The sequence below is a fragment of the Methanoregula sp. genome (genome assembly GCF_041645475.1).
Taxonomy (GTDB): domain Archaea; phylum Halobacteriota; class Methanomicrobia; order Methanomicrobiales; family Methanospirillaceae; genus Methanoregula.
This window is the reverse complement of record NZ_JBAZQA010000007.1, coordinates 1-18,956: the sequence shown is the minus strand read 5'-3', so window position 1 is coordinate 18,956 and position 18,956 is coordinate 1. Positions and strand designations below refer to the sequence as shown.

Sequence of the window (18,956 nt, the reverse complement as noted above, 5' to 3'; positions counted from 1 at the left end):
TTATATGAGACCCAACTATTTAAAATATTTCGATTGACGGAGGCCGGTTTTCCGGTGAAGATCTCACATCGGTATTATCATATCGGATGTCAGAATATCTTTTCTGTATGAAGAGACTGGAATTCCAGCGGGATGAAAAGAAACAACGCGTCACAGTAGCCTGTGCCGATGGCGATGTCTCGGTTTACAGCCATTGCGCGTACTGCCGACACTGTTCAGGTGTATGGGTTGGAAAACGGGCTGTCCCGACCCCGCAGAACCAGGCACTTAGCGATATGCGAAGCGGAAAGGCATCCGACGATACCCTGATGAATGCAGCAATGATGTTCAATACTCTGATCCGTGACGGTTCAGCCATAGAATGCAGTGACGATGAAAATCGGGGATTTACCACCCTCTATTAATCTTTTGACTGTTTTTTGATTCTCGTCTATCTGCCCGGAACGTATCTTAATGGAGATTATCCATCTGCTCTGAAATGAGTGCCGCTCCATGCGCGACAGTAAACTCCGCTTATCATCAACGATAAGAAATGCCTTGGTGTTGTTTGGGTGGATTTGGATATTGATCCTGATGATCTGACCGGGATCAGATCAAGGCTATGGCGATAATGACACATGCCCGTGTGATCTCATTGGATGCGCCGACAACATCCCCATTGACTCCTCCGAATAAGTGCTTGGAGACGAGAAGCAGGATCGCTGGACACAGGATCATCAGTATAAAAGCCCCGAGTACTTTCAGGGGAGAGATCGGAAGAAGAATGAGCGGGATACAAAGCATAGCTGCAAGAACCGGATAATATGGCCGGGAAAACTGGTGGAGGTAACTATGGATGCCCTGACGGAATGGCGCGCCGTATGCAGTGAGAAATGCCATGGAGAACTTCGCGCAGACCTCTCCTATGATGAGGGCCCAGACAATCGCGGATGAGGCCTGCAGGCCCGCAAACAGGAGAATCGTAACCGCAATACCGAGCGCCACACCCCCGGCTCCGATGTGGATATCGGTGAGTGCGCGGATACGTTTTTCCCGGTCACCGTGCGCCATCAGTGCATCGCCAAGATCCAGCAGGCCATCAAAGTGGTGGGCACCGGTCAGCAACATAAGACCGGTGATGGCGATCGCAGCTGAAATCGTGCGATCCGGGATAAAAAAGACTACCAGGGCAACAATTCCCCCGATGAGATAGCCTGCAATGGGGTACAGGTATGAATTGCGGGCAAACTGTTCGAGATCCTGTGGTTTTCCTAGTGGCAGGATCGTCGAGAACTGGATGAGGGAGATGAGCGGTTTCATAGGCATTCGCTGTACAGCCGAGAGGTGCACCCGGCAATCAGTCCTGCGACTGCATCGTCGAGAAACGGCCCGAGTTTTGCGAGGATCCCGGGCTTCTTCTGGTCGTAACGGGTGAATTCGAACCGGGCATAGGTCCCGCCGATACATTCCGCGATTGCCATCCCGATAATCTCGTCGCTGAGCAGAAAGACCGGGTCATCGGCTATTTCAGAATCCTTCCGTTTCGTGTAGAGTTCCTCCTCAAGGAGAATCGCGCCAAGAAGAAGGGAGGCGACATTGGGATCATCCAGGAATTTTTTGATCTTTTTCTTGATCTCAAGGGCCGCTTCCTCCTCCGGCATCCCGTGGGATACGTAAAGCCCCATGGCTGCTGTCACCATATCATCAATGGTAATTCCCTGAGCCCGCAACCGCTGTTCGATCTCAAACATGTGATTAGGTGTTGGAATGGCCGGACTATTATATCATTACGGATTTTCCTTTTCCGATATCTTGAAAGTAAAAGAATGGCGATCTATGTGTGGATAGTTATGAGTTTCTTATCCCGACTGCCCGATATTGCATTTACCAAACCCCTTTTCTGCGGTATCCTTGGGAATACACTCCTTTCGACCGTACCGGGAATCTCCGGGGCAGGGCCTACTCCTGAAGGAACTCTGTGGACCCCGGTACTCGATGCCGAACTGGTAACCCGTGGTGCCATTACGAGTTTCCCCATGAAGCCAAATACCCCAACGGGTTGTCCGACGCCGGCATCCATTACCCGGGCGATGATGGAATTGTCCGGTATCCGGCCGCTGTTCATCAATGCAGGCCTGCGTCATCCCCCGACGGTTCCCTGTTTTGATGTTTATGGCGACGTGGGGGGAGATCCCCGGTTCGGTGAGGCCGTTCCCCGCGCCAGCGATCTTTTCTCCCGGGGTGTGATGATGGGAGAGATTCTTTCGGATATGAGTGATCTTTTGGTTCTCGGCGAGTGTGTGCCGGGTGGGACGACCACCGCACTCTGCGTTTTGCGTTCGCTCGGCTATAATGCAGCCGTCAGTAGCAGTTTTGCAAATAATCCCGTTACACTGAAGGAGGAGATCTGCCGGGTTGCGCTGGAACGGATCCGGGATGCGGGACTGAGCACGCCCCTTGACATTGTCAGGTATGCAGGGGATCCGATGATGCCGGTTGCGGCGGGAATCGTGAAGAGCTATACCGGCAACCTTCTCCTTGCCGGCGGGACCCAGATGCTTGCCGTTTGTGCGGTCATAAAAGCAATGGGGGGCACCCTTCCCACGGTTGTCACAACGGCATATGTCCGGGATGATCCTTCGGCCAATGTTCCGGCTCTTGCCGACAAAATGGGTGTTGAAATGATCTATGTTGATCCGGATTTTGGTGCTCTGGGTCATTCGGGTCTTGCCCGGTACTGCATTGGTGAAGTGAAGGAAGGAATGGGGGCTGGCGGGGCCATGTGTCTTGCTCATCTCACCGGCCATTCTGCCGACGAGATCCGTAATAAGATTCTCACATCGGTGAGTGCCTACAGTTGAACAGGCTTATAGTACCCCAGTACAAATCTTAAGGATAATGCTACCCATCTATGTTGTCAACAATTATGGGCAATTCAATCACCTGATCCACCGGGCTCTTCGGGATCTGGAGATCGAAGCTGCGATGATCCCGAACACCATGCCCCCGGAGCAGGTCGGGGAGGAGTGCAGGGGGATAATTCTCGGCGGGGGCCCTGCGATAGAACGGGCTGGCAATTGCCCTCAGTATCTCGATCTTGGTCTTCCGGTGCTTGGGATCTGTCTCGGGCTCCACATCATAGCAATGAAATTCGGTGGGAACGTCCACCAGGGACACAGCGGCGGGTATGGGCCGGTTGAGGTGGAAATCTGTGAGCCTGACAACATTCTGAATGGCTATCCTTCGAAGATCAATGTCTGGGCATCCCATGCCGATGAAGTCTCGCAGATCCCCTCCCCGTTCACCTGCCTTGCCCGTTCGGACATCTGCAATGCGGAAGCCATTGCATGGCCGGAAAAGCGGATCTATGGCCTGCAATGGCATCCTGAAGTGAGCCATACCTTTGAAGGGCAGCGCGTCTTTGAAAATTTCAACAGAATCATCCTTGAGAACCCGGTCTGAATTTTTTTGATCTCTGCAGAGACCTTGCCAGAATTCCCTCGGTCTTTGTCTAGTTCTTATGTGCGTTTGGTACCAGTGAAAAAAAACCGGTACGACACACTCCCTTTGGAGAATGGTACGGGGCTCGGCTCACCTTCGGCCTTACATGGCACTCCCGACACTTACGCGGACCCCCGGTGAGGCATGACTTGTTCTGGAAGCGGTACCGGAAGTGGCAATGCAGGAGAAACCGTACCGGATAACAGAGCGGGGTGAGATTGCAATCCCGTTTTTTTACGGATCCGGCAACCAATACGCATATCAGGATCCTTCTACGGAATCCGTAACAGGTTTTTTTTCAATCACGATCCGCTGAAATTTTTTTGATCGCGATCAAAGAGTGTTAGTAAACCTGCCTACAATAGGATAATTATCCGTTTGTAGGATAATTATCCAACAACAAATTATTTTTTTCGGCGTGAGCCGTCCGGCCGATCAGTCAAGGGCTGATTGAAAAATTTCAAGCAGGGGCTGAGGGGGTGATTGAAATTTTTTTGCCGGAGCTCGATTGCAATCAAAAATCTGCATTTGATCTGAATGGTTCCTGAATGCCTGCGGGCAGTTTTCACAACTTGTTAGTTATAAATATTGAAACGAAATACGATGATTATGCAGATTAAGCGTGGCCAGTTCTCTAGTCTTCTGCTCATCGGCTCCCTATTTTTGATTGGGGCCGTCCAAGGAGCAATTATCACGGTCAACCAGGGAAATACCGTTTTTATTGGTGAACAGGGGCTTGACATCTCCGCTGCAATGGGTCCGGATACCAGCATCGGATGGTGGGCTTCCGGTGCTGATGTACGGAGCTCCACACCCTCAAAAACCATCAATGTCGCTTCACAACTGAATTCGTTTGCGGTCAGCCCCTCACAGTTCTCCGGTTATACCGGAACCTGGAACCGGCTTGACAGTCAGGGAAATTCAGATGGTTCTGCCTTTATTGTTGCGGATCCACAGATCAATATTCATGTTGAAGATACCACCACGGGTGCAGATGTCCAGAATATGAATAACTGGGTTCCAAGCGGGGATGTGCTCCGTTTCAGGATTGAAACGAACCTTGCGCAGATCTCATCCCAGCGGGGTGCTGCAGCTACGATGACTATCAAGGTTCAGCCACCCAGTGGCGGGATTTATAATGCCCTGATCGATGCTAGCGGAATCTCCCAGTCTATCGTTAATATCCCGATCACAACAACTCCGCAATACACCAACCCCATCTGGGACACTGGGAACCGTGCAAATTACGCTCCCGGATCGTACACGGTCTGGGCAGAATGCAATACGAATCTGATGAAAGACAACTACGAGCAGACCGGGAAAACGGTTACCCAGAAAATCAGTTTTGTGAATCAGGATCAAAATCCCCTTATTGGTGGAAACGTGCAGACAACCGCACAGGCAACCACTGCCACAACAATACCCACTACCCGTGCAACAACGATTCCGGTTACAAGCCCTCCTACAATAAAAACTACCCTCCAGACAACGGTACCCACGCAACCGCCGACGACCGTACCGCCAACCGCTGAGTCTACCAGTCCCGTGACTTCAGTCCCGGTCACTCCCGCACCAACGAAAACCCCCGGTTTTGGATCAGCCCTTGCCGGCATCTCCCTCATAATCGGTGCAATTGTGTATTTTAAGAGAAATTGATCTCATTCATCCCCAATTTTTATCTCTCCTTATTCCCTATTCCGGTGTATGAACATAGTCACCACCATAATCAGGTCGCGGCATAGTGTACGGAAGTTCAAATCAGATCCTGTTGATGACAAGGCAATTCAGGACGCGCTGGAATGTGCCGTGCATGCCCCGACTGCAATGAACCACCAGCCCTATGTCTTTGTTGTGGTAAAACAGAAAGAAACCCTTGCAAAAATTGCCGGACTTGCCGAGAACGGGAGATTTATTGCAGATTCCGCAGCGTGTTTTGCGGTTTTTGGTGAGACGCAGGAGACCTATTATCTTGAGGATGCGTGTGCTGCCACGGAGAACCTCATTCTTGCACTCCAGGCATATGGTATCTGTTCCTGCTGGGTAGCCGGCAACAAAAAACCCTATGCAGATCCGGTGCGGGAACTCCTTGCGGTTCCGGAAAAATATACCCTGGTGTCCCTTGTCGCGGTAGGATATCCGGCAGAAGTCCCGATTACACCGAAAAAGCCCATGAATAAACTCGTATTTGCTGAAAAATACGAGGAAAAATAATTTTTGAATGCTTTTATCCTTCATTCAGATTCCCTGTGTTTTGTTGACAAAGAAAACCTGGTGATAATTCAGTATATGCGCTATCTCCTCCTTCCTCCTGTTTGACTCCCGGTTATCCGGTATCACTTACGTTATCGTTTCTGGTGGATGGGTCTGTCTGCTCTTCCGATGAAGTACTATATGCAGCTGCGATTGGGTTACTGGATAATCACTCAAGATTGGAAGTCTTGGTAACTGGAAGCAGGTTTTAGTTCTGAAAATCTCATAAAACCCACTCGCAATTATTAAACCTGTGGCACATCAGATCACTGATCATGAAAAAAGCGGTCCTGCAGGTGGCATTGGATCTCCTTGAACTTAAACGGGCTTTGCAGATCGCACAAGAATCTCTTGATGGCGGGGCTGACTGGATCGAAGCAGGAACCCCTCTCATCAAGAGCGAGGGTATGACGGCGATAAGGGCTATTCGGGATCAGTTTCCGGGTTCCGTCATTGTTGCAGACATGAAGATTGCTGATACCGGGGCCATAGAAGTTGAGATGGCGGCAAAAGCGGGCGCAAATATCGTCTGCATTCTTGCTGATGCTGACGATTCTGTTATTGCAGAAGCGGTCCGAGCATCCCGTCTCTACGGGACACGGTTGATGGCAGACCTGATCAATGTTGCAGATCCTGTATCCCGCGCCTGCCAGCTGGAATCGATGGGTGTCGACATTATCTGTGCCCATGTGGGAATCGATCAGCAGATGATCGGGAAGAAATCAATCGATCTTCTGACAACTTTGTCCGATCAGGTCCATGTCACTCTAGCTGTAGCGGGTGGCATTGATGCAACAACCGCCGGACAGGCTATCCATTGTGGTGCAGACATTGTCATTGTCGGGGGATGGATTGTCCGATCCGCGAATGTGACTGAATCTACACGGTTGATCAGGGTGGAGATGGACGCCCCCTCCCTGTTGCAGATGGAAAAGCGTTCCCGGGACGAAGAGATTCGTGCTCTTCTGATGCAGGTCTCCTCCCCGAACGTTACCGACGCAATGCACCGGAAAGGTGCCATGCAGGATCTCATCTCTATATCCGGCAACGTGAAAATGGTTGGGAAAGCCGTAACCGTTCAGACGGTAGCCGGAGATTGGGCAAAGCCGGTTGAAGCGATAGATCTTGCTCAAAAGCAGGATGTTATTGTCATTAACAATGATGGGTGCACTCATATAGCCCCGTGGGGGGAGCTTGCCACATTGAGCTGCGTGAGCAAGGGGATCAGCGGGGTTGTCATCGATGGTGCAGTCCGGGATGTGGATGATATCCGGGCAATAAAATTCCCGCTCTTTGCAAAAGCCGTGGTACCCAATGCCGGCGAGCCAAAAGGTTTTGGCGAGATCAATTCCGAGATCCGGTGCTGCGGGCAGCAGGTATCCCCCGGGGACTGGATTATTGGTGATGAGAGTGGCGTGGTTGTCATTCCTGCAGTGCGTGCGTATGAGGTAGCACGGCGGGCTCTTGAAGTCAGGAAGACTGAGGAACGGATCCGGGAAGAGATCCGGCGGGGCAGTACGTTGTCTGAGGTTTCGGAACTGATAAAATGGGAAAAACGATGAATATTATCCGTGAAACCCTGACTTTTCCAGAAGGACGGCCCCGGAATTTTTTATCTTTTTGATTGCATCCTCGACATGGTCAACCCTGAGGATGAGTACCGCCCCCTCCTTTCCTGAGTATGCATAAGAATACTCAATGTTGATTCCGGCGTCTCCTAAAATCTTTGCAACCTCATAAAGCCCGCCGGGTTTATCTTTCATTTTAACTGCGATAACCTCGGTGAATGCGATATTGAACCCCAATGACTGGAGTTTGTCATGAGCTTTCTCCGGATGATCTACAAGTGCCCTGACTACGCCAAAACCGTTTGCCTCGGCAATGCTGAATGCCAGGATGTTGATCTTCTCCTCCCCGAGAGCATGGGCAATAGCTGCAAGCCTTCCCGGGCGGTTTTCAGAGAAGATTGAGATCTGTTTAATCACGAATTTCTGTGTGTCCATTTACATCGACCTCTTGTCTATGACTTTTTTTGATTTCCCTTCAAATCGTGGTAATGAACCAGGTTCAACCAGTTCCACCTCAGCGTTCACGTTCAATGCGTTCCTGAGCCGGTGTTCGACATTTCGCCGTACCTGCATGAGATCATTGATCTTGTCGCTGAAGGATTCCTTGTTGAGTTCAACCCGTACCAGCATGTCGTCAAGGGCACCTTTGCGCTCAACTACAATCTGGAAGTGCTGCCCAACCTCGGGAATGGTCATCAGTGTGTGTTCTATCTGCGATGGGAAGACATTGATGCCTCTGATGATCAGCATATCGTCTACCCGTCCCTGAATGCGCTGGATTCTTGGGTGGGTTCTTCCGCAGGCGCAGACCTCTTCCTCCATGGAGGAGATGTCCCCGATGCGGTACCGGATCATGGGGAGTGCCTCTTTCTGGAGCATGGTCACGGTAACCTCCCCTTTCTCTCCCGGTTCAAGTGGCTCCTCTGTTTTTGGATCGATGATCTCGACAAGGGCGAGATCCGACCAGATGTGGAAACCCTGTTGTTCGGCACATTCCGTGAACATCGGGCCGGAAAGTTCGCTGGTACCGTAAATATCGAATGCCTTGATCCCCAGCCAGTCTTCAATCCGGGTACGCATGCTCTCCGTCCAGGGTTCCGCACCCAGGATCCCCGCCTTAAGGCAGGTGTCGTTTTTGATGCTGATCCCCATCTTCTCTGCCACTTCCCCGATATGGAGAAGGTATGACGGTGTGCAGGCAATGGCTGTGGCTTTCAGGTCCTGCATAAGCTCGATCTGGCGCTCCGTATTCCCAACGCTGGTGGGTAAAACGGTAGCCCCGATCCGCTCGGCACCGTAATGAAGCCCGAGTCCACCAGTGAACAGTCCGTATCCATAGCTTACCTGAATGATGTCTCCCCTGCCAAGACCTATTGACGTAAGGCCCCGGGCAAGCGAGGTTGACCAGCCATCTATATCGTTCTGGGTATATCCGACAACGGTTGGTTTCCCCGTAGTTCCCGAGGATACGTGGTACCTGACAAGTTCTTCCTGCGAGGCAGTAAAGAGTTTGTCAGGGTAATTGTCTCGTAGATCCCGTTTGAACATGAAGGGGAGTTTCCTTACATCAGAAATGTCCCGTATGTCGTCGGGATGCACGTTCTGCTCCTTCATGCGGTCATGATAAAATGGTGAAAAACTATACAGCCGGTATACAAGACTCTTCAGTAGTTTATACTGCTTTTTCTTGAGATCGGTCATGGGAATCGTTTCAATTCGCGGGTCCCAATAGGTCATTCTGCCTCTCTCCTGTCAATAACTCGTTTTGCTTTTCCTTCAAACCTGGGAAGCGATCCCGGCTCCACGAGGGTTACTGTTGTCCGTAATTCAAGGGTATCACGGAGTTCTTTGACCACTTTTTTCTGGAGCCTGGTGAGATCTGCCAGTTCCCCGCTGAATGAGTCACGGTTGATCTCTACTTCGACGGTCATCTCGTCCAGATGATTAATTCTGTCGATATATACCATAAATTGATTACCTACTTCCGGAATCCTGAGCAGGACGTGCTCTATCTGCGATGGGAAGACATTGATTCCCCGTATGACCAGCATATCGTCACTCCTCCCGGTAATCCGTGCAATCTTTTTCCCTCTCCTGCACAGGCAACCGTCCTCCATCAGCATCGTGATATCCCCGGTCCGGTACCGCAGGAGGGGCATTGCCTCTTTTACCAGGGGAGTTACGACCATTTCCCCGCGTTCCCCGTCTGCAACGTGTTCTCCGGTCTTTGGATCGATGATCTCAACCAGATAACTGTCATGCCAGATATGGAGGCCGTCCCGCTCAGGGCATTCAAATGCCACCCCTGGGCCGAAAAGTTCGCTTAACCCATAGGAATCATATGCCGTGAGTCCCAGTCGGTTTTCCAGGGCTTTCCGGGTGCTCTCTGACCACGATTCTGCACCGAAAATTCCCGTTTTCAGACTGTCAAGGGATGTGCCCATCTCTTCAGCTACTTCTGACAGGTGCATGGCATAGCTGGGTGTGCAATGGATTGCTGTAACTCCGAAATCGTTTATCATCTCGATCTGGCGTTTCGTATTGCCCGTTGCGCTGGGAATAACGGTCATACCGATTTTTTCTGCCCCGTAGTGGAATCCGAGACCCCCCGTGAACATGCCATAGTTTACCATGTTCTGAAAGATGTCTTCATCCGTTATGCCAACCATTGTCATGTTACGGGCAATCAGGTCCGACCATGTATCGAGATCTTTCCGGGTATATCCGACAACGGTAGGTTTTCCCGTTGTTCCGGAGGTTGTATGGATACGGACCACTTGTTTAAGGGGCACTGCAAAAAAACCAAACGGGTACCCGTCCCTGAGATCCTGCTTCCTGGTGAAGGGGATTTTTGTAATATCATCCAGGGTTTTTATTGAGGTTTTCTGGATACCTGCATTTTTGAATTGTTTGCGGTAAAAATCAAGATTCTGTGCCAGGCTCAGTGTTTTTTTCAGCCGTTTGAGCTGGAGAGCAGATAAGGCATCAGGCTTCAGGGTCTCTATTTTCTCATTCCAGTACATCTGCCACCCTTGTTATGCTAATGCATGACAAATATACTAATTACGTCTCAAACGGTTTATAATCACCGAAATGGACTTTTTTATAATAAACTTCGTCAAAATATACCCGTATTCCTATGTAAAAAAAGATGTCTTTTGATCGCTCAAAACGATGAATTAATCAATCGAAGTGTGATAGTAAATAGATAGACCGGATCGGTTTTTTGGGGTTAATAGTGACGAATTATTCATGGCTGCCTGTTACTGGTTTCGGCGCCCACATAAAATCCACCCAGAAGCAACTCATAGTGCAGAAAAAGAATGCCACTGAAACCTATCCTATCGATGGTTTTACCCATCTTCTCATTGTTGGGGGACATACTATTAATTCGACAACGGTCTCCCAGCTCGTGAAAAAAGGAGTGTTCATTTCTTTTTTCGATCCAGATGGATCGCCGGTGGGTGTCATCCAGCCGTTTGGAGGTCATGGCATGACGGAACTCCACACTCTTCAGCAGAGCATCCCCCGTCACCGGTATGCTATCGCCATTGCAGAGGGCTCCATTCGTTCACGATTATTATCGATCACCCGGGTTCAGGAAGGACACAACACGAACCTGTTTTATGAGGGTGAACTGGAATTCTTGAAAAATGCCCAGGAAGAGCTGGTATACTTAATCAAACTGGACGAAATCCGGCGCCTTCACCGCATGACCTCCGATATGTATTATGAGATCATGGCCCGTGATCTCCCCCCCGACTGGGGATTCCGGAGACGGACTGATCGGCCACATACTGATCCGGTGAATGCGATGCTGTCATTTGGATATGCAATGCTCTATGGTGCGTGTTCCGTATCTGTTATTGGTGCGTTTCTGGATCCGGATATCGGGCTGTTACATGATGGGAGAGGAAGCCTTGTTCAGGATCTTATTGAGCCAATGAAATCAGAAATGGTTGACAGGTTTGTGTTCCAGATTGCAAAAAATGACCTGAACCCCGCCGACTTTGAACTGACGGTGAGCCGTTGTATTTTATCAGACGATCTCATCCGGAAGATGATTGATCTCTTTTATACAACAATCAATGCCGAAAAAATCAATGAACATGTCTCTGATTTTTGCAATTCCATGAAAAATAATGCTGAATTCAGAGTGCAGTACTGACTCTGCCCTCACTTTTAATGACTGAAAAATCGGTAAAATTTTTCAGGGGGATTTCCTCGATATGTACATCCCGGATAACTGCCCGTGGACACCCGTAGACCATTGAGACAAATTTTTCAAGGATCATTAGCTCTCCGGTTGCATAGATCTGGACTCTTCCATCCGAGAGGTTCATGACGGTCCCTGTCACGTTTAAATCAGTTGCAATTCGCCGGACACATGCCCGGAACCCGACTTTCTGAACTCTTCCGGTAATAAGTATCTCAACGGATTTCACCCTTACATCCCCTGCATGATTTTTATCGCAAGTCCCAGCTCGTCAAATACTTCCTCGCGTACTGATGCCATACGGATGTTGGTTGCGGAATCTATGGCATAATCGAGAATTTCATGTGCCGTATCATCGTTACCGGATGCATAGATCTTCAATGCGATATCGCACATAACATAGGACCTGCGGGACAGTGGCCGGATAATTCTGGCCTCTTTTATTGCCGCGTGAATCATCCTTTGAGCAAGCTTTCCCTCACCCGCTCTCTTAAAAAAGATAGCAAGATCGCAGAAAAAGAGTGATTCCTTGCCCCGGTCAGCTACAGATCGGACAAGGTGTTCAAGGGAAGTAATCTGACTGGTATAGGAATTATCGCGTACAATTTTTTCCGAAAGCATCTTAATTTTCATATACCTTGTGTTCTCGTCAACAGGCTCTCGCTTTCCGATTTGATGGAGATGATGAATTCGGACTTCGTCATTATCAATTGCGAATATTATCCTGTCTGCGAGATCAAGAATTTTTTTATCCTTGTGTTTCTGGTAAAGTACAAGATAAATCTGGGTCATATTTTCCCGGATGATGTCCGCGATATACTGGATGTTGATCTTTTCGGATTGTGATTCCGCGATTGCAAGAAGGGCTAATGAAATATCTATGTTATCGTTCTGGAGGGCGAGCGGGACCAGGCTCAGAATTGTTGATGCTCTTTCATAGGGGGATTGAATTTTTTCTGTTGCATTTGTCATTATGATCAGGAGTTCATTACACTGCTCCTTATCATGACTGAACAGAGTGTAGATTGCAACCAGTGAACTGATGTATTCTATGGGATCGGTAATCTCCTGGATAATATCCAGAGCAATCCGATTCCATTGATTATCGGGGACCACCGAGTTAAGCCGAACAATCGATAAAACGATCTGTCGTCTCACCTCCGAAGATTTTTCCGGTTCAGCCAAGTCCAACCGCTCAATACCCTGGTTCAGGTAACCAGAAGCAATTTCTGGAGCGATTATGGAATAGATTGTTGCCATATCAGCGAGAATTAGTATTTTCTGGTATTCGGTAGACAGAATGCCAAGATTGTTATGAATCTGGTTAAGCAACTGTTGTGCGCATTCCCGGTCACCCCGTTCTATTGCCCAGTCTGCAAGATTACACAATCCTGAAAACCGGACGAATGGATCACAAATTTTTTGAATATTCTGATAAAGCAGTTTGAATACCACGGCATTTGTTTTTGCGATATCATTCCTGAAAAGATGATTCGCCATTATCTCGTATGGGTCTGTTGATCCGGTGTGAGGTATGTTGTCCCGCATGCAGGAGATTATCCGGGCCATCATAGCATCCCGCTCGTACACATTGGCAATGTTGGATGCATACAATGCCAGTATGATGGTGTAATCAGGATTTTCGCTTGATTCTGAATAGGATAAGATGATATCAATAAAACAGGCAATTTTGAGAGAAATCTGGTGGGACTTACAGTTCTTTTTAATAATTTCCATCCCGCATTCGAATGGGTAAAGAACCGAAGAGATCCGGCCTTCGCGTGTCGGGTAGAGGGGATCCTGTAAAAGAATACACCCTATTTTTACGAATCCTTCGGCAATTTTTTCCAGCAACTGTGTTTTTAGTGGTGGATCATTTATCTCATCTGCAATCCTGGTGGCCTCTTCTAGGGCTCCTACGGACTGCTGGTTGATGGCATATTTTATTATTCCATCAATGATATTTGCCAGGGCATAGGTTGCCAGATCCGGTTCAAGGAGATCGGAGCTCCAGACTTTCATGCGTAACAGGAGATCCAGGTCTCCCTGCTGTGCTGCAAGAATTGCTGCCTCGTCGATGATACTGCTTAATGCTGCTGAACGGGTGTTTTGCCCCTCTATTGCACAGGTAAGCCCGACTGCCCTTTGAAGCATGTCCCGGTTCCTTCCATGCACACCCATCTTGGCAATCTTGATTACTATGAGTGAGATCGCCCGTTCTTTGATGGATTGATCCTGAATGGAATTTGCAAGATTGATAAGGATGTCTGGATTATGATTCTCGAGAAAACCTCGTTCAACGAGAATGGTGATATTCTCAAGTAGTATGTAATCCCGCCGTGGGTGAAGAGTAAGAAGGTCGATTATGGATGGGATGTGGTTAATAATCTCATCCGTGGGGGCTTCCTTGCATACATCAGCAATTGCCCGTATAATTGCAGCATTAACGATTTTAGGATTGTTTCTTGTCAGAACTGAAGCATTCATCTGGGGTACCCTGTCATTCAGAACACCCTTTTTAATCAGGTGCGTCAGGGTGTCAGCATAGAGTGGGGTGCCCTCCATTGCCCGGCAAATTTTTTCAAATACCGACAATGCAGAAATAAAATCATTGGAAATGAGCATTATCTGTGAAAATTGCAGGTAAATACGGGATGATACCGCCGAATCCTCATTTTTACTGATCAGTGGGACGAGATCGAGTAAAACCTGCATATTCTTTGAATTGTTGGCAACTGATATTCCGGCACGCACCAACTCTCTGACGGGATAAGCTTCCGGTTTAAGCAGATGCTGCTGTAAATCCAGTGCAGACGATAGGAACCAGAGATCTCCCGACCTCTCGGCCTTCTTCAAAAGATTGACAATGATGATTTCTGTAACGGAAGGATCTTTTTGACAGAGTATTCTGAGTGTTTCAAGGATCTGGTTCTTATCTTTGACCCTGTCAAGCATCTGCTCTGTGAGAGCACCAATTATTTCAAGATATGCGTCATGAGGGACATTCTGGAAATTGGTGATGAAGAGCTGCACATCGGTCATCTCTCTTCCAAAAATTGATTTGGATCCTTTCTCGATGATGAAGACAAGACAGTCGTGCCTTCTGTTTTTCTGGTGGATTGCTGTTGCCTGGTTGATACTGTCAAAAAAAGATGCCCGATCTTTATTGATAATGGCAATCGTTGCAAGAGCTTTTGCAAGTTCCGAATGAAGAACTGCACGTTTTGAGATGTCACCGATTTCTTCTATCAGTTCAAGGGATGTGTAGATCAAATTGTTATCACGGGTTGTGATTGCCCAAACTATGAGAAGTGGGATGATGTCTATCATTATTTCAGATCGGTATTTCCGAAAACTGATCCCTTGCAGAACTGCCAGTCCGTCATGAATGAATTGCGGATTGGGCTGGGATACCCCATGATTTATGAGGTCACGTGAAATCCCGGCAAAAATCCGGGACTGGTTGCTTTTCTTCCCCATTTTTTCTGAGAGCGAAAAAATCGCTTTAAACCAGAGAGTGTCTTTTGTGCTGATGTAATGGTTTACGATTTGGGAGAACAAACTCTCGGCTTCATCGTCAGAGATATCAGGGAGAATGTTTAGTATTGTCGGGTTATTGCTTTTTATCGAAGTATCTATGATAATTCTGTTTATTTCCATGAGGATATTTTTGTGCGATTTCCTTCCAGTGATTGAGGAAATATCTGGAATAGTTGATTCGATGTTCATCCAGATTTCACTAGGAAGGGCTTGCTGGAGTTTTTCAAGAATCTCACTCGACTGAACCATATCTTTCACAAAGAATTCTGATGACTGGGTACTGTGAATTAGATTAAATTATTAATAAATATTTTGATAAGAATCGGGCTCAATTTTTTTTATTTTAGGCATACGGGGCAATATTTAGCGATTTTCATGAAATATCGTCGCATTGATGATATTATGTTCAGCTATGATCAGAAGGTGTGTCGGCTTGTATAGAATAAAAAAAATTTCAGGTTGCTGTTAGTGAGAAATGCCGGGTGTCGTATCTTTTTTTTATCCGTATATCAGTATCTTTTGTTTGATTTCGTTATGGAATGCCTGACCTTTTTTTGGATCATCTGCATCAACTATGATCCGGATTATTGGTTCAGTTCCTGATACTCTCACCAGAATCCATGAACTTTCCCTGATAATCTTCAATCCATCTGTCTGGTCCGTTTTTTCTTGGGAATATTCGGACTTGATAGCTTCCATTATCTCTTTTCCCTTTGGGGTTCTGATCTTATCCTTGAGGACATACCTTTTGGGTAGTTGACTGATGAGCTCTGACAGTTTTTTACCGGTTGAAGAGAGGATGGAGACCATCATTGCTGCCGTCATGCCCCCATCCCGGCAAAACTGGTGGTTGGGAAAGATCAAGCCACCATTTCCTTCTCCACCAAAAACCACGTTTTCCCCATTCCCAAGCAGCGAACGCATTGTGCGGGCAACATAGATGCTGCCGACAGATGTGTACACTATCGAACTCCCTTCAGCGGTTACTACCATCTCGACGATCTGCCCCGTGCTGACCGGTGTTACGACAATACCCTTATTCTTTCGACAGATATATTGGGCGATCAGGGCGAATTGCTGGTCTTCTTCAACAAATTTCCCTGTTTCATCAACGAATACAGCCCGATCCGCATCCCCGTCATGAGCTACCCCAAATGCAGCTCCGCTGCTGAGGACCAGTTCGGATAAGGGTATCAGCCCTTCAATTGAAGGCTCAGGGAGCCGTCCGGGAAAGGTTCCGTCAAGTTTGCCATTTATTGTTAAAACCGTACATCCCAGTGCAGTAAGGATCGTGGGGGTTGTAAGACAGGCCGGGCCGGAACCGGGGTCTGCCACAACGGTCATTCCTTTTCCCGGGTTACCCGGGAAATACCCTGAAATTGATGAGCAATACTCCTGAATAAGGTGGGGTGCGTTCGCTTCTTGGCCCGCCTCCTCCCAGTTTACGGATGGAAAAGAACGGCTGAAAATCAGTGTTTCTAGTTTGATTGTTTCCTCATCCCCCATCTCGGTTCCATCCGGCTCGATAATCTTAACCCCGTTATACTCAGGGGGGTTATGGGATGCAGTGATCATAGCTCCCCCATCGAAGTGTTCTTTGACAAGGTACTGGAGTGCTGGTGTTGGAAGAATCCCGCAATCGATGACGTCGCATCCCATGGCGAGGAGGCCGGCTTTTATGGCTGTGATGAGGGATTCCCCCGAGGTCCGTGTATCCCTGCCTATGGCAATTTGCCCTTTCCTCATAGATCCGAGGGCCTGACCTATAGTGTTCATGAGGTCCGGTGTAATTTCCTTGCCTGTGACTCCTCTAACACCGTTCGTTCCGAAAAGCTGTTTCTGCATTTTTATTGATGTCATGGATAATTCCCCAATGGTGCTTTATGCATGAAAGTTTTCAAAAAGATCAAGATTGGCTACAACTTGGTGGATGGTGGGATTGCTGAGAACGCATTTCTCAATCTCAAGATTGCCGATCACGATTTTTGGGAAAGGATATTGTTTGAACCCTTCAATTACCGTATAATCCATTCCCTGGTATTCCAGCAGCTGTAACGTGTTTTCCAGTGCAGTGTTTCGCAGCGCAATGACTGTTTTTTTTGAATCGATACCTACTGAAATATCAGCACCTGCCTCAAAAAAACCGGTTGTGTCTTTTCCCTCTTCAAGATAGAAATCATGATCTCCCAGATGTTTTATTACGGAAACGGTACCGAGTTTTCTGAGTTCTGGAATCAGATTTTTGATAAACGTTGTTTTACCGGAATTTGAACGGCCAACAACCTGGATAATTTTCATAATGGATCTGTCCCCCCATCACTTTTTTTGTTGGGATTATTGTTCTGTTGATCTGTTTGTGTATCCTGTACTATCGCAGACTCATTTGTAAGATTTAGTTTACAATATTCATTATCATCAGGCAATTGCAGTGATGATTGATTGTTCCTTTGTGTGGGATCTGGATGCCCGATATCCATTGGATCCGGCAAACGGGTTATTGTATGGGGAAACTCTGTTATAACTACGGATGCCGAGACGTTATTATCCTCCCCCCGTGTCTTGAGAATGGTTTTTGCAGCCTCCCCAACACTTCGCATTACTGTGGTGATACGATCTTCTATATCGATCTCGTCATCGATATCCAGAGTAGTTCCCTCTACTTCTAAGAGAAATCGTGCAACTTCGCTGGCTTCAAACAGCAGATCGTCAAGTTCATCGGTTGTGAAAAAACCGCACATTGCGCCATAAAAAAAGGTTGCACTTGCTTTTCTCACTTTTTTCTTAAAGGATGTCCGGGCCTGGTTTACTGCCTGAGGGGTATAGGTTTCCTCCATAAATGGGACAAGCTCAGGAAGATGTTTGCCAATAAAGGTCATCTCTGCCCCACCGGATGTCCGGAAGTCCGTGCATAAACGTGCAAGTGCCCATTCTCGTGCCGTGATGTACGTACGTTTCCGTAAAAAGTGGTTTACTTTCCGATAGGTGGCGCCGTCCACTTTCTTGAATTTTTTATATTTATTAATTTCCTGCTGGATATTCCCCTCGTCCATCGGTATACATCCTTATCTTTTGTTTATTATGGTTTTTGCATTTGCGGAATCAATGGCGTGTTTTGTATAGCATTATGTGGTTTATTGTTTATAAAGGATCGATGGGTACGAGTATTTTTCGGTCTGAAAATTTATTCTGATGTTCGGGATTTTTTAGCGCCTCACGCTAATGCTCGGTTTTCTGAAGAGAATATCTGTTTAAAATAGGTTTAGTTCCAGATCTTGAGATTTTTCCAGAAAGAGGAATTGTTTGCTCTGTAAAAAACCTTCCCTATGAGAAATTGTAGAAACGCACATGAACGGGAGTTCACACCCGAAGCATGAAAATTGTGTAAAATAAAATCCCTTCTTGTGGGCAGCCAAGACTGAGAGGATTTTAGGATCAAAATCCTGTTGTAGAAAGTAGTCCCTCCCGTACACCCGAATGCGTCCTAAAACGCGAATGGGAAATTGCCGTTGTACAGGAGTTAGCTGCCCACAGGATCAGTATGTCAACAGAGAGACGAAAAGTTTGTGGGATAGATGTTCACAAAAAATTTCTTGTCGCAACGATTCTCGACCGTGAAGGAAAGAGTGAGACGAGGAGAATATCACAGAAAACAGAATCACTTCTTGAATTACGCAACTGGATTGAATCGGAGCACTGTGAATCGGTAGCGTTCGAATCGACAGCGGATTACTGGCGATCCTTGTATCTTGTTCTGGAGAATCATGTACCGGTAGGGCTTACGCGGTTGAATCCGGTTCAAGAGAGAATCATCACTTCATAATTGCTAAAAAGAATCTGTTTAGAACGCCGGAGAAGCAATAAAGCGAGAAGTAGCTGATCGATGGATCGAGCGTTTTGACTCA

Annotated in this window: 18 protein-coding genes; 8 read left to right on the top strand and 10 right to left on the bottom strand. The window is 47.6% G+C overall.

All coding sequences use genetic code 11. The features are described 5' to 3' along the window. Positions 1 to 107 precede the first annotated feature (107 nt). Positions 108 to 404, top strand: coding sequence for a hypothetical protein (locus WC598_RS07360; RefSeq protein ID WP_372960833.1), 297 nt, complete (start codon positions 108 to 110; stop codon positions 402 to 404). A gap of 184 nt (positions 405 to 588) precedes the next feature. On the opposite strand, the gene cobS is transcribed toward WC598_RS07360, so the two are convergent. Next, positions 589 to 1,299: an adenosylcobinamide-GDP ribazoletransferase gene (cobS, locus tag WC598_RS07355; RefSeq protein WP_372960832.1), complete on the bottom strand. Its 711-nt coding sequence runs from the start codon at positions 1,297 to 1,299 to the stop codon at positions 589 to 591. Further along, positions 1,296 to 1,730 carry a phosphatidylglycerophosphatase A gene (locus WC598_RS07350; protein WP_372960831.1) on the bottom strand — a complete coding sequence of 145 codons (435 nt, stop codon included), beginning with the start codon at positions 1,728 to 1,730 and terminating at the stop codon, positions 1,296 to 1,298. Before WC598_RS07350 ends, cobS begins: the two co-directional genes overlap by 4 nt. 99 nt (positions 1,731 to 1,829) lie before the next feature. Between WC598_RS07350 and cobT the strand changes: the two genes are divergently transcribed. From cobT to WC598_RS07325, 5 genes are all read left to right on the top strand, one after another. Beyond that, on the top strand, positions 1,830 to 2,840 hold the full coding sequence (gene cobT / locus WC598_RS07345) for a nicotinate mononucleotide-dependent phosphoribosyltransferase CobT (RefSeq protein ID WP_372960830.1): 1,011 nt from the start codon (positions 1,830 to 1,832) through the stop codon (positions 2,838 to 2,840). Between the two features lie 37 nt (positions 2,841 to 2,877). Next, a complete protein-coding gene (locus WC598_RS07340) occupies positions 2,878 to 3,441 on the top strand; it encodes a GMP synthase subunit A (protein WP_372960829.1) in 564 nt (187 codons plus the stop codon). Positions 3,442 to 4,089: 648 nt separating this feature from the next. Beyond that, entirely contained in the window at positions 4,090 to 5,136 is a 1,047-nt protein-coding gene (locus tag WC598_RS07335; RefSeq protein ID WP_372960828.1) for a DUF3821 domain-containing protein, read from the top strand. A gap of 48 nt (positions 5,137 to 5,184) precedes the next feature. Then, on the top strand, positions 5,185 to 5,691 hold the full coding sequence (locus WC598_RS07330) for a nitroreductase family protein (protein ID WP_372960827.1): 507 nt from the start codon (positions 5,185 to 5,187) through the stop codon (positions 5,689 to 5,691). Between the two features lie 314 nt (positions 5,692 to 6,005). Then, positions 6,006 to 7,292 carry an orotidine 5'-phosphate decarboxylase / HUMPS family protein gene (locus WC598_RS07325; RefSeq protein WP_372960826.1) on the top strand — a complete coding sequence of 429 codons (1,287 nt, stop codon included), beginning with the start codon at positions 6,006 to 6,008 and terminating at the stop codon, positions 7,290 to 7,292. 3 nt (positions 7,293 to 7,295) lie between these two features. Here WC598_RS07325 and WC598_RS07320 read toward each other — a convergent pair whose 3' ends face one another. The 3 genes from WC598_RS07320 to WC598_RS07310 are packed head-to-tail and all read right to left on the bottom strand — an operon-like array spanning position 7,296 to position 10,321. Further along, positions 7,296 to 7,733, bottom strand: a complete 438-nt coding sequence (locus WC598_RS07320; protein WP_372960825.1) for an ACT domain-containing protein — start codon at positions 7,731 to 7,733, stop codon at positions 7,296 to 7,298. Continuing rightward, positions 7,734 to 9,035, bottom strand: a complete 1,302-nt coding sequence (locus tag WC598_RS07315) for a phenylacetate--CoA ligase family protein (protein ID WP_372960824.1) — start codon at positions 9,033 to 9,035, stop codon at positions 7,734 to 7,736. Beyond that, a complete protein-coding gene (locus tag WC598_RS07310; protein WP_372960823.1) occupies positions 9,032 to 10,321 on the bottom strand; it encodes a phenylacetate--CoA ligase family protein in 1,290 nt (429 codons plus the stop codon). The genes WC598_RS07315 and WC598_RS07310 overlap by 4 nt, the downstream gene beginning before the upstream one ends. A 215-nt stretch (positions 10,322 to 10,536) precedes the next feature. Here WC598_RS07310 and cas1 point away from each other — a divergent pair, with 215 nt between their 5' ends. Continuing rightward, positions 10,537 to 11,466: a CRISPR-associated endonuclease Cas1 gene (gene cas1 / locus WC598_RS07305; RefSeq protein WP_372960822.1), complete on the top strand. Its 930-nt coding sequence runs from the start codon at positions 10,537 to 10,539 to the stop codon at positions 11,464 to 11,466. On the opposite strand, the gene WC598_RS07300 is transcribed toward cas1, so the two are convergent. From WC598_RS07300 to WC598_RS07280, 5 genes are all read right to left on the bottom strand, one after another. Next, on the bottom strand, positions 11,450 to 11,743 hold the full coding sequence (locus WC598_RS07300; protein WP_372960821.1) for an acylphosphatase: 294 nt from the start codon (positions 11,741 to 11,743) through the stop codon (positions 11,450 to 11,452). The genes cas1 and WC598_RS07300 overlap by 17 nt on opposite strands. Before the next feature lie 2 nt (positions 11,744 to 11,745). Then, entirely contained in the window at positions 11,746 to 15,312 is a 3,567-nt protein-coding gene (locus WC598_RS07295; protein WP_372960820.1) for a hypothetical protein, read from the bottom strand. A gap of 240 nt (positions 15,313 to 15,552) precedes the next feature. After that, entirely contained in the window at positions 15,553 to 16,914 is a 1,362-nt protein-coding gene (gene glmM, locus WC598_RS07290) for a phosphoglucosamine mutase (RefSeq protein WP_372960819.1), read from the bottom strand. A 21-nt stretch (positions 16,915 to 16,935) separates the two neighbouring features. Then, positions 16,936 to 17,352: a molybdopterin-guanine dinucleotide biosynthesis protein B gene (mobB, locus tag WC598_RS07285; RefSeq protein ID WP_372960818.1), complete on the bottom strand. Its 417-nt coding sequence runs from the start codon at positions 17,350 to 17,352 to the stop codon at positions 16,936 to 16,938. Further along, positions 17,349 to 18,104, bottom strand: coding sequence for a DUF5806 family protein (locus WC598_RS07280; RefSeq protein WP_372960817.1), 756 nt, complete (start codon positions 18,102 to 18,104; stop codon positions 17,349 to 17,351). Before WC598_RS07280 ends, mobB begins: the two co-directional genes overlap by 4 nt. Before the next feature lie 488 nt (positions 18,105 to 18,592). Between WC598_RS07280 and WC598_RS07275 the strand changes: the two genes are divergently transcribed. After that, a complete protein-coding gene (locus WC598_RS07275; RefSeq protein ID WP_372960816.1) occupies positions 18,593 to 18,874 on the top strand; it encodes a transposase in 282 nt (93 codons plus the stop codon). The last annotated feature ends 82 nt before the right edge of the window (positions 18,875 to 18,956 follow it).